Below are 11,636 nucleotides of genomic sequence, written 5' to 3'. Positions count from 1 at the left end.
GGGTTCAACGGTTATCACTCAGGAAATTCTCCGTGAACTGAGTCACGCCGACCCCGGGACTCCGATTTCCATCCGGGCGGTTTGCCGCACAGCGACCGTAACGTCCTGTATCGCCTCCCCATTCGGACGCATGGGCTCCGCCGACACCCGCCGAAAGCTGGACAGAAGGAGCCGTTGCGCTCGGCAAGGGACTCATCAACACGTGGGCACCGTAGACAGGAAGGTGCCGCCGAGGGGCACCACTTGACCCCTAGTGGACATCCGTACAGCAGCAGGTAATGCGGCGATTACGATACGTAACGGAACTGGTAATCCGGTCTGCCGATTCCAGGATTCCAGTGCAGCTTGATGACAGCGACCGACAAGTCCTGACGCCATCGACATGAGTCCCTGTTGAGTCACCGCACATCAGAGGCCCGTCAGTTGTAAGTTGACTGAATCCGATCGCCCGTTCTAGTGTCTGTCCTGTTCGAGCTGAATACTGCCCGCCTAGCGGCGTCCGCGATCCAACTCATTTAATCTGCAACTGGTTTGAGGGCGCCGGAGCGCCCCCGGACGATGTCGAACTGCAGGTAACGCGGAGCGGAAAGCAGCAGGCAGGGTCTGAACACACGGGGGATACACGAATTGGACGTGATAGTTGAACCGTCGGCCCTGAGTACGACGGGCGGCTGGGCCGGAGGCCACGCCGCCCACCTGGAGCAGGCGCTGCTCCAAGCCAGGGCCCTGATCGAATCCACGGTCTCGATGCACCGTGAGCGCGAAGAACTTCCCAGTCCCGTCGCACGCAACGACGTCGCCCATCTCGGCGACGCCATGAAGCAGCTCATCGGCCGCGCCCGGTACTCCGTCGCCGTCGCCCTGACCGGTCCCGGCGAGTTCACGGAATCCGCTCTTCGGCTCTTCGCCGACAGCCCGGCCCGGGCGACCGTCCGGGTACTGTGCACCGCCGATGCCGCGCAGGTCTACGCGGACCGGCTCCGCCGGCTACCGGAAACACGGCTCGACGCACGCGTCACCGACAGCGAACTGCGCAGGGTCCTTGTGGTCGACGGCACGGTCGCGCTCGTCCAGGCGCCCGGTCACGCGGCCGAGGGACAGTTCGCCGTCGTCCACGACGCCGCCGCCGTCCGGGCCCTGGAACTGCTCTTCGCCGGCGCCTGGTCCGCCAGCCGCGGCCTCGCGGACCATCTGCGGCTCAGCCCCCGCCTGCGCAGCGAACTCGTCCAGAACATCCTGGAGCGGCTACGCACGGGCCACACCGACGAGGCGGCCGCCCGCGAGATCAATGTGTCCCTGCGCACCTATCGGCGCTACGTCGCCGAGATCATGCGGGAACTCGACGCCAACTCCCGCTTCCAGGCGGGAGTCCGCGCGGTGGAGTACGGCCTGCTGCCAGCCTGACCAGACGGAGTCAACTCCGGGTGGGCGCCCCTGCGCGGGTGCCCACCCGGATCACGGGGAACGGGGAGAACGAGAAGACGTGTCCCATCGGCGCGAGGACGAACTGGAACAAGCGCTGCTCGAGGTACGGGCGCTCATTGAGTCGTCTGTGGCCATCCACCGCGACCGCAGTGCGCAGGAGCAGCTGATCACCACCGTGGAGAACGACTATGCCGCCGTCCTCGACACCGCCGGCACCCTGATCAAGGGGGCCTCCCGGAGCATCGAGATTGTCCACGCGCGGCAGCCGAGCGCGGCGGACCGGGCCGCGCGCCACTCGGATCGGGCCGAGCGGGATCTGCTCCACAACGCGGCCGAGCGGGTGGCGGTACGCCTGCTCACCATTCCTCCCCTGCTCGACGAGGAGTTCGTACGCGAGCAGTTCGGCAGGGAACGGCCGGTGGCGGTCCGCGTGTCGCGGCTGCCTCCGCTGCAGGCGCTCATCGTCGACGGCAGCGCCGCACTCGTAGTGGCCGACTCCTCCGTCGGCCGCCGCTCCTCGGTGATCCGGGTGCCGGAGGTGCTGCACGCCCTGCGCACCTTCTTCCAGAACGTGTGGAGCGACGCCGTACCCGCGGGCGAGACCATCGTCTTCGACGACCGCGACCGTGCCGCCCTGGCCCAGCGGATCCTGGGCTCCCTGCAAGCCGGGGTCACCGACGAGGTCGCCGCCCGTGAACTGACCGTCTCGGTGCGGACCTACCGCCGTTACGTGGCGGAGATCATGTCGCTGCTCGGCGCCAGCTCCCGCTTCCAGGCCGGGGTGCGGGCCGCCGAACTGGGCCTGATCTCGGCCCCGAGGTCGGCCGGAGCCCGCGGCCGCTGTTGAAATCGGACCGTTGAAGCCGCGATGGACGCCGGGCCGGCAGCCCGGCGTCCATCTTCACGTGGTGCTCGCGTGGCGGGCCGGACGCTCCGTCAGCCCGACTGCTGTGCCATCGCGGCGACCAGGCTCTTGGGACGCATGTCGGTCCAGTTCCGCTCGATGAAGTCCAGGCAGGCCTGCCGGGCGTCCAGCCCGTGCACGGCGGTCCATCCCTGCGGGACGTCGACAAAAGCCGGCCACAGGGAATGCTGGCCCTCGTCGTTCACCAGAACGTAGTAGCTTCCGTCCTTGTTCTCAAAGGGGTTCGTCATGGTCGTTCCGCTCCGTTCTGGTCAGTGCGTGTACTGCTCGTGGTGGGCAAGGCCGTTCACAACGTCCGGCCCATAGAATTCCCGCACCCAATTGGTGTGATAAAGCGTGTCGAGATAGCGCTCGCCGAAATCGGGGGCGATTGCCACCGCGGTGAGTTCGCCCCCGGGCCGGTGCTCCGCGAGCCAGCGGCTCGCGCCGGCGATGACGGTTCCCGTCGAGCCGCCGAACAGGAACCCGGTCCGGGCGAGCCGATGGCAGACCCGAACCGTGTCCGCCTCCGGCACGTGCACGACGTGGTCCACGAAGGACTCGTCGAGCAGCTTCGGCCGAACGCCGGCGCCCAGGCCAGGAATCATCCGCAGGCCCGGCGGCGTGCCGAAGGTGACGGAGCCGACGCTGTCCACCGCCACGATGGTCACCCGGGGGTTGACCTGGCGGAAGTACCGGGCACAGCCCATCAGGGTGCCGGTCGTGCCCGCCCCGATGAACAGCACGTCCAGTTCCGGGAAGCGCTCCGCTATCGCGGGTGCGGTCCTGCGGTAGTGCGCCTTCCAGTTGTTCGGGTTGGCGTGCTGGTTCAGCCAGACGTACCGCGGGTCGGCCTCGCACTGCTTGGCCACGTAGTCCAGGCGGGCACCGAGCAGACCACGCTCCGGGTCCTCTTCGGTGATCACCTTCACACGGCTTCCCATGGCTTCCATCAGGAGCCGGGTGGCCAGGTTGCACCGGGCGTCGGTCACGCACTCGAAGGCGTAGCCGCGGCTCGCGGCGATCATGCTGAGAGCCACGCCCAGGTTGCCGGACGAGGACTCGATCAGAATCGAGTCGGAGTCGAGAAGCCTCTCGCGCTCGGCGGCGTCCACCATCTCGGTGGCCGCCTTGATCTTGATCGATCCCGCGAAGTTGAGGCCTTCGCACTTGAGGTAGACCGGCAGGTCCAGAGTCGCGCGCAGGTCGAGGTACAGATCTTCCTCGTTGAACTGCTCAGGAACGCTGACGATGGGCAAGCCCTCAGCCCCTAGACCCGTAGCGGCTGAGCTCGTGGAAGAAGCCTGGCACCACCGCCAGCTCGCCGGCGGCGGCCACCTGGTCGTAGACGTGCTTGCCAAGCGTGAGGTCCAGGACGCCGAGGCCGAACGGCGAGAACACCAGCGGCCTGCTTCCGTCGTGCCCGGGCGCCCGCCCCGTCAGGACGTCGTACAGGGTGCCGTCGAGGAAGTCACGGTTGCCGGCGAACTGTTCGGCCAGGTGAGGTGAGGTGTTGGCCTTGAGGCAGTGCTCGACGTCGTCGACGATGTTGGTGGAGGCCAGCACGATCTGCGGGGACAGGTCACGCAGCGAGACATGCAGGACCAGCGGGTTGTGGGCGAACCACGCGGGGTCGGTGACGTGCGGGGCACCGGCCACGGTCGCGAACACCACCAGGTCCGACTGCCGGATCAGGTCCTCTGCCCGGTCGTGGATCGTGACCTTCTCGCAGCCGCCGGCGCCGAGGTAGTCGGCGAACCCGGCGGCGTGCTCGGGCGCCAGGTCGTGCACGCCTACCTCGTCGAACGTCCAGCCGTTCGCGGCGAGGTAGGTGTGCACGTACCGCGCGATCAGACCCACGCCGAAGAAGCCGACCCGGCGCGGGCGGCCATGCTCCCGGGTGAGGACGTCGGCCGCCAGGGCCGCCGAGGCGGCGGTACGCGCGGCGCTGATGATGGATGATTCGAGGCAGGCGATCGGGTATCCGGTGTCCTGGTCGTTGAGCAGCAGCACCGCCGAGGCCCGAGGTATCCCGGCCGCCACGTTCTCCGGAAAGCTGGAGATCCACTTCAGGCCGTCCACCCGGGTCTCGCCGCCGATCGACGCGGGCAGCGCGATGATGCGCGCGCTCGGGCGGTCCGGAAAACGCAGAAAGTAGGACGGGGGATTCACCGTGTCGCCCTGGCCATGTGTCCGGTAGGCGGCCTCGATCAGCTCCGTCACCTGCCGCTCGTGCCCGGTGAGCACTCCGTCCACTTGAGCGCCGGAAATCACCGCGAACGGCGGCACGTTTCCTTGCATGGATTCCACTCCATCCTCGCGGGGGCGGTCCGGTCCGTAGCCGACCCGGCAATGGGGATTTCGGACCGGGCCACTGTCATCAGTGCCAGCGATTTCGGTCGACCGAATCGCTTGTCGCCACCGCGGAGTTGAAGTTTGGACCCCGTTCGGTCGACATGGGTCAAACCCTAGATATCAACCGGCCGGAGCGCCCCCGTCCATTGAATACCTCTATACACATGTCAAGGAACTCGTGGAGATCCGCCCGCGTCGGAGGGCCGCCGCCGCTCAGCCGTGCTCAAGTGCCCCTTCCGGAACGAGAGCCGCCACCGTGCGCCGCCGCCGGTGGTACGCGATCGCCGACACGGCGAGAAGTGGGGCCCAGGCGAGCAGCGGGGTGTAGCAGACGACGAGGAGGACCGACTGGGCTCTGCTGTGCGTGAGCACACCGTCCGCCAGGTTGCGGCCCTGGACGAAGCCGACCACAAGGCTCAGGACGAACAGCAGGAACGCCCCGACCAGCGCCGGGACCACCGCCGCGAGCGGGCGCACCGGGCGGCCGCCGATCAGCGGGATCCAGCGCGGCACGACCTCGCCCCACGGCTGCACCAGGCCGAGTGTCAGCAGGGCGAGCCCCTCCGTGACGGCGGTCAGGGTCAGGACATAAGCCACGCCCCAGCCCGTGCGCAGCGGCTCCGATGCCACCGGGAGCCCGGCGGCCAGAGCGAGCCGCCACAGGCCCGAGGGTAACGTGACCAGCGGTACGGCGTAGGCGGCGCGGACCGCCCAGCGCGGCGCGTCCGAAGATGCGTTCCTCAGCATGTGCTCCACTTTCGTCGCTTCCGTACCGCAGCGCCTCAGTCCGTGGGATGATCCATCGCCCCCGCTCGCAGTAGACGGACCGATGTCCCAGGACGACCACATCGGCTGGATTCCGCGCGAGGAGCAGCCAGTGCGCCGCTGACGGCCCTATTGACGGGACCATCAATTCACTGCCGTTGCACAGCCGTCCGAAATCGGCTACGCCGCGCGATGGGCCACCACATCGCACAGCGCGTCCAGAGCCCGTTTCGGCGGCCCGGAGGGCAACCGGTTCAGGGCCGAACGGGCACGCTCAAGACGCCCGTTCATGAGCGCGCGGGCCTGTGCCATGGCCGGGGACCGCCGCAGCAGTTCAAGGGCCCGGTGGTGCGCATCACCCGCCACCCCCGCGGGGGCGTCCAACAGGGCCCGCAGTTCGTCGTCGCGGGGATCCTCACCGGCGCGAGCGAGCAGAACGGGCAGGCAGGACACGCCGACCGCGAGGTCCTTCCCCTGTTCCTTGCCGCTCAAGGCGGACGACGAGGTGATGTCGAGCAGGTCGTCGGCGATCTGGAACACCACGCCGAGGTGTTCGCCGTAGTCCTCGAGTGCGTCGGCCACGGCTGCGGGTGCCCCGGACTGGAGTGCGCCGAGCCGCAGCGCGAGGGAGATCAGTGCCGCCGACTTGTCGGAGACCACGCTGAAGTAGTGGTCCAGCGGGTCGTCGTCCGCGCGCGGGCCGAGCAGCTCCGCCATCTGACCCCGCACCAGCCGCTGGCAGGCCTCGGCGTGCAGCGGAAGGATCTCTGCCACCAGGTCGGCGGAGAGCCGGGCGGAGATCGCGAGCAGCCAGTTGCCCCCCATGACGGCGACGGGGTTGCCCCAGCGCGCGTTGACGCTGGGCACCCCGTGCCGGATGCGGGCCTGGTCCATCACGTCGTCGTGGTAGAGCGAGGCGGCGTGGACCAGCTCGGAGATCGCGGCGGCGTCCACGACGCCCGGAGCCCCGGGGTCCCCGAACTCGGCGGCCACGAGCGTGAGCAACGGGCGCAGCCGCTTGCCGCCCGCCGCCACGAGGTAGCCGACCACCTCGGCCACGCGCGGGTCGGCGGCCCCCGCAGCACACTCCCGGAGCCGCTCCTCCACCCGCCCGAGACCGGCGGCCAGGCTGGATTCCAGTCTGCGCTCCCGTGCGGCGATCCGGGAGAGCACCGAACGGCCGCGCGCCTTCGCGACCAGCGTGGCCACCTGCGACATCTACCCCTCCTCCGGGGCGCGTCTGCGTCGTCACGGCCCACCACGCCGAACCGTAGGAAGGCGGCACCTGGCCGGAACAGGAAATCCACCTCGGCTGTCCGCAAGAGGACAGCAAGGGAACATCCGGCCGACGTACGGCCCTCGGCTCGGGCGATATTCCACCGGAAGTTCCGCTCCGACTGTCAACAACGTGTCGACCAGCCCGCTCGGAGCCTGTGATTCCGGGACGGCGCGGGAGACTTGGCGGGCAGCGCTCGAACCCCGGCCACGACTCGAGCGGCGTGCCCACGTGCCGCTGGGGCCGTGCGCTGCCTCCCACCCCGCGTTGTGTCGCCGCCGTCCGGGCACCGGGCGGCCATAGGTGCTGCCATGCCGCAGACCTGCAGCCGCGCACCACCATCCCTTTCCAAAGGAGCACCATGTTCGGACGGATAGGACGGTTCACCGTCAACCGGCCCTGGCTGGTCATCGTGGCCTGGATCGTTGCCACGGTCGCACTGGCCACCCTGGCTCCCGGACTCAAGTCCAGTACGGACCAGGCCGACTTCCTGCCCTCCCGGTACGAGTCCGCCCAGGTCACGAAGATCCAGGAGAAGGCGTTCCCGCAGCAGGAGACCCCCGCTGCCGTGGTGGTCTTCAAGCGGGCCGACGGCGGCGAGCTGACGACCGCCGACAAGGCCACCGTCACCAAGGTGGCCAAGGAGTTCCAGGCGAAGCGGTACAAGACCTTCGACAAGGTGCTGACCTCGCCCGAGGCGGTGTCCAAGGACGGCAGGATGGCGCTCGCGAGCGTCGTCTCCACCGAGAAGGACCCGACCACCGAGGCGGGCCAGGACTCGGTCCGCAAGCTCCGCGAGGACGGCAAGGACCAACTGCGGGGAACCGGGCTGAAGATGGGGGTCACCGGCCCCACGGCCCTGGCGCTCGACACCAAGGACGCGGCCGGCAACACCGACGCCATGATCATGATGGCCACACTGCTCCTGATCATCGTGCTGCTCGGAGTCATCTTCCGCAGCCCGCTCATCGCGCTGATGCCGGTCCTCACCATCGCGCTGATGTTCATCGTGGCCAACGGCCTGATCGCCACCGCCAGCAATCTCTTCGGCCTCGAGGCGGACAGCAGCAACTCCGCGATCCTGATCGTGGTTCTCTTCGGTGTCGGGACCGACTACATCCTGTTCCTGCTGTTCCGCTACCGGGAGCACCTGCGCGAGGGGCGTGCGCCCAAGCAGGCCCTCATCGACTCCGTCTCGCGGGTCGGTGAGACCATCGCCTCCGCCGCGAGCGCCGTGATCGTCGCCTTCCTGGCCCTGCTGTTCTCCACCATGGGCAACCTGCGCGCGATGGGCCCGTCCCTCGCGATCTCCGTCGCCGTCACCCTCGTCGCGGCGCTCACCCTGGTGCCCGCGGTCTTCTCGCTCCTCGGTACGAAGGCGTTCTGGCCGTCCAAGGCATGGCAGCGGGCCCCGAGGAACCGTCTGGCCGGCAGGGTCGGCACCTTCGCCTCCCGGCGCCCCGGCCTGGTCGCCGCCGCCTCCACGGGCCTGCTCGCCGTGCTCGCCATCGGGGCGTTCGGCTTCAAGCCCGGCTTCGACCAGGAGAGTTCGCTTCCCAAGTCCCTGGAGTCGATCCAGGCCAACGCGGATCTGCAGAAGAGCTTCTCGGCGGGCGAGACCGACCCGAGCCTGGTGTTCGTCACGTCCCCCCAGGGCACGCCGCTCGACAAGACCGCCCTCGACTCCTTCCGGCAGTCCGTCGCCAAGGTGTCCGGCGTCGGCGAGGTCTCCCCGGCCCGCCTCAGCGCCAAGGGCGACGTCGCCCAGTACGACGTGGTGCTGAAGTTCCGGCCCTCCTCCGACCAGGCCATCAACCTGGTCGCCGGTGACCTCAGGGACGCGGTGCACCACAACGCGCCCAAGGGTACGAAGGCGCTGGTGGGCGGAAAGACCGCGGTCCTCGCCGACATCGAGGACGCCGTCAACCACGACTACAGGCTGGTCTTCCCGATCGCCGCGTTCGCCATCCTGCTCATCCTTGGGCTGCTGCTGCGCAGCGTCGTCGCCCCGCTCTACCTGATGCTCGCCGTCGGCCTCGGCTTCGCCGCCACGCTGGGCTCGTCGGTCTGGCTCTTCCAGAACGTCAAGGGCGAGGACGGGCTGCTGTTCTCGCTGCCCATCGTGGTGTACCTCTTCGTGGTCGCCATCGGCACCGACTACAACATCCTCATGGTGGCGCGGCTGCGCGAGGAGGTGCTCAGCGGCAAGTCGACGGCCGAGTCCGTACGTCTCGCCGTCTCCCAGTCGGCCCCGACGATCGGCTCCGCCGCCGTCATCCTGGCGGGCACCTTCGGCGTCCTGATGCTGGCGGACAACTCGATGCTGCAGGAGATGGGCTTCGCGGTGGCGTTCGGCATCCTGCTGACCGCGTTCGTCATGGCGCTGCTCCTGGTGCCGACGCTGACCGGGCTGATCGGCCCGAAGGCGTGGTGGCCCCGGCACCGGTCCGGGCAGCACCCCGGCCACCCGGGGCAGCCCCTCGCCGGGCCTCGCCAGGAAGGTCAGGAGCCGGTGACCACCGGCAGCCACTCCTGAGCCGGCGCACGAAGAGCCGGGCGCACGAAGGGCCGGGCGCACGAAGGGCCGGGCGGCAGCACCACCCCTCGAGGGAGCGCTGCCCGTCCCCGCGCCGTCCACGCGGCGTGCCGTACCACCCGCCACAGGCGCATCTTGCTGCCACAGAAGGACTACTGGTCCGGCTCGGTGGCTAACCTCCCCGTGGCTTCGGCTCCTCGATGCAGGGCTGTCGAGAGCTGACCGCATCGCTCTCGACAGTTCCCGCAGTGTTACTGACAGACAGTGGCCGACAGGCTGTGGTCAGCGTGACAACGAAAGGAAGTGATGAGAGCAGTGGACCACCGGTGGGTGCCGTCCGGCCCCCCATTCCAGGCAAGGCCCACGGATCGTCATGCCTCCTCCGGAAGTTCGGACGGCGTGGAGCTGCCGGGCGGCGGCGAGGTGGTCATGACCCTGGAGGGCAGTGCCGCGTTCGTCCCCGCCCACGGCCCCGCTGCGGTGCGCGTTCGCGAGTCCCTGTGCGGCGCGGGGCTCACCGCCGGCGCCGGGCCCCGGACGATGTGCCTCTCCTGGCGTACCCACCGACGGCAAGTGGCCGAGGCGGTGGGGACGTTGGAGTCAGGCGTCAGGGCCGTCGAGCCGGGGCTGACGCCCTGGTGTGGGTGATGCGCTCGTGGACATCGATGCATCGGAAGTACGCACGGGGCATGCGTGGGCCGCAGGTCCTACGGGCTCCCGGGCCGTGAAGGACGAGATCGACCGGACCCTCCTCGTGGTGAGTTCTCTGATCGACAACGCCGTGGCCCTGCACAGGGACACGGAAGCCGAGGTGCCGTTGGCGATCCCCGTGGAACCGGACGAGGCGTCGATCACGGCGGCCATCGCGGAACAGATCTGCCAGGCACGGCAGTCGGTGGACATCTGCTTCGCCGAGCACACCACCCGTGCTCGCCGGGTCATAGAGATCCTGCGGGCACGGAACGAAACGGTCCGGGTACGCATCGCCCGCTCCGAGCCCGGCCGGCACAGGGTCCCGGAGCACTGGGAGGACCTCGCGGCGAGCGAGCACATCGAGCTGCGGATCGCCCGCGTACCGCTGATCGACTGCGTCATCGTGGACGGCCGGAGCGCCGTGCTGATCGCCGACTCGGCCCTCGGGCCACAGGCATCCCTCACCCGGTCCGACGGTGTGGCCGACGCACTGCACGCCTTGTTCGCCGCCGTGTGGTGCAGCGCCACCCCGGTGCCGGTCCGGATCGACTGGGACGGTCACGCCCGCGCCACGTTCGTGAAACAGGTCCTCGGCTGTCTGAACTCCGGGATGACGGACGAGCAGGCGGCCGATGAGCTGTCGGTGTCCATGCGCACATACCGGCGCCACGTGGCAAGGATCATGGCGACCCTGGGCGCGAACTCCCGTTTCCAGGCGGGCCTGCGCGCAGCCGAACTCGGCCTGCTGCCCTCCCCGGTGCCGCGAGCGGCGCCGCCGGAGAGTTAGCCGGGGTCCCGCCACTCCGCCAGGCATTACTGGCATCTTCCTGCGAGCAGGCTGGGCCTGCAGGACGAGGCCGCCCAGAATGATCACGGGATTGCGACCCGCCGGTCAGCTGACTGACCGATCCCTCGCGGAGCATTCCTCTCAGGTCGGCCGCGGCACCCCCCGAGGCGGCCGACCGAGCGCGAGTCGGGGACCCGGCACCCTCACTGTGGCCGGGCCCTCGACCTCGCCCACAGTGACGACTGGGTCAGACGTTGAAGCGGAACTCCACGCCAAGGAAGGTGACATGGTGCGCGCCGGGACCGGTGTCTACGGTGACGCGCTCAAGGCGATCGGTGCGCATGACGTGCAGATCATCATCAGGGGTCTGAACCTGGAGCGGTACCCGTCTCGGGCGGAACTGACTGTGCCGCCCCACCAGCGAGTTCTGAAAGATCTGCTGAGCCGCGTCAACGATCGGGCGCGGGCCTACGGGCAGTGGACGCTGATCATCGCCGACGAGATCGACGGGGCGGCCGAGCACCAACCGCACTTCCGCCTCTACCAGCGCGACGGCAGCGACGGGACAGGGTGCGACCGGCTCCCGGAGATCGTCGACACGATCCACTTCGCCCCGTCCCGCGCAAGCCGCCTTCTCCAGGCTGCAGACCTCGTCGCCCACCTGTACCGCAGGCTCGCTTCTGGCCAGGGCTCCGGCCCGCGGGCGCGGCAGACGAGTGAGCGGCCAGCACGGCCCCGGCCCGGCGGCAGTGCGTGTCCCCTCGGCTTTCGGGGGCGCGGCGGCAGGCTGCGACGAGCGTGGGAACCGCGTCTGAGCCGTCGGCCAGGGTGGGCCGGTACAGCAGAGGTGACCCTGTCGGGTGAGAACTTCGTACCGGATCTCATGGAATGAAAT

General features: G+C 69.1%; 10 protein-coding genes. 5 read left to right on the top strand and 5 right to left on the bottom strand.

All coding sequences use genetic code 11. The features are described 5' to 3' along the window. Positions 1-633: 633 nt before the first annotated feature. Together GQF42_RS27820 and GQF42_RS27815 are read left to right on the top strand one after the other, a co-directional pair. Positions 634-1,404, top strand: a complete 771-nt coding sequence (locus tag GQF42_RS27820) for a helix-turn-helix transcriptional regulator (protein ID WP_158924290.1) — start codon at positions 634-636, stop codon at positions 1,402-1,404. A 79-nt stretch (positions 1,405-1,483) separates the two neighbouring features. Beyond that, positions 1,484-2,272 carry a helix-turn-helix domain-containing protein gene (locus GQF42_RS27815; protein WP_158924288.1) on the top strand — a complete coding sequence of 263 codons (789 nt, stop codon included), beginning with the start codon at positions 1,484-1,486 and terminating at the stop codon, positions 2,270-2,272. 89 nt (positions 2,273-2,361) lie between these two features. Here GQF42_RS27815 and GQF42_RS27810 read toward each other — a convergent pair whose 3' ends face one another. The 5 genes from GQF42_RS27810 to GQF42_RS27790 form a co-directional block, all read right to left on the bottom strand. After that, on the bottom strand, positions 2,362-2,580 hold the full coding sequence (locus GQF42_RS27810; RefSeq protein ID WP_158924286.1) for an MbtH family protein: 219 nt from the start codon (positions 2,578-2,580) through the stop codon (positions 2,362-2,364). 21 nt (positions 2,581-2,601) lie between these two features. Further along, positions 2,602-3,588 (bottom strand): 2,3-diaminopropionate biosynthesis protein SbnA, encoded by a 987-nt coding sequence (sbnA, locus tag GQF42_RS27805; protein ID WP_158924284.1) that lies wholly within the window; start codon positions 3,586-3,588, stop codon positions 2,602-2,604. Positions 3,589-3,592: 4 nt separating this feature from the next. Beyond that, a complete protein-coding gene (sbnB, locus tag GQF42_RS27800; protein ID WP_158924281.1) occupies positions 3,593-4,630 on the bottom strand; it encodes a 2,3-diaminopropionate biosynthesis protein SbnB in 1,038 nt (345 codons plus the stop codon). A 267-nt stretch (positions 4,631-4,897) separates the two neighbouring features. Beyond that, entirely contained in the window at positions 4,898-5,431 is a 534-nt protein-coding gene (locus GQF42_RS27795; protein ID WP_158924280.1) for a hypothetical protein, read from the bottom strand. A gap of 198 nt (positions 5,432-5,629) precedes the next feature. Further along, entirely contained in the window at positions 5,630-6,667 is a 1,038-nt protein-coding gene (locus GQF42_RS27790) for a polyprenyl synthetase family protein (RefSeq protein ID WP_158924278.1), read from the bottom strand. 419 nt (positions 6,668-7,086) lie between these two features. Here GQF42_RS27790 and GQF42_RS27785 point away from each other — a divergent pair, with 419 nt between their 5' ends. From GQF42_RS27785 to GQF42_RS47725, 3 genes are all read left to right on the top strand, one after another. Then, positions 7,087-9,261 (top strand): MMPL family transporter, encoded by a 2,175-nt coding sequence (locus GQF42_RS27785; RefSeq protein ID WP_158924276.1) that lies wholly within the window; start codon positions 7,087-7,089, stop codon positions 9,259-9,261. Between the two features lie 757 nt (positions 9,262-10,018). After that, complete coding sequence (locus GQF42_RS27780) at positions 10,019-10,741, top strand: helix-turn-helix transcriptional regulator (protein ID WP_158924274.1); 723 nt, start codon at positions 10,019-10,021, stop codon at positions 10,739-10,741. Positions 10,742-10,820: 79 nt separating this feature from the next. Then, the gene (locus GQF42_RS47725) at positions 10,821-11,633 is read left to right on the top strand and encodes a DUF3800 domain-containing protein (RefSeq protein WP_407699500.1); all 813 of its coding nucleotides are present in this window, start codon (positions 10,821-10,823) and stop codon (positions 11,631-11,633) included. Positions 11,634-11,636 lie beyond the last annotated feature (3 nt).

This window comes from Streptomyces broussonetiae (genome assembly GCF_009796285.1).
GTDB classification, from domain to species: Bacteria; Actinomycetota; Actinomycetes; order Streptomycetales; family Streptomycetaceae; genus Streptomyces; species Streptomyces broussonetiae.
Note: the sequence above shows the minus strand (reverse complement) of the source record. Positions and strands in the feature narration are given on the sequence as shown.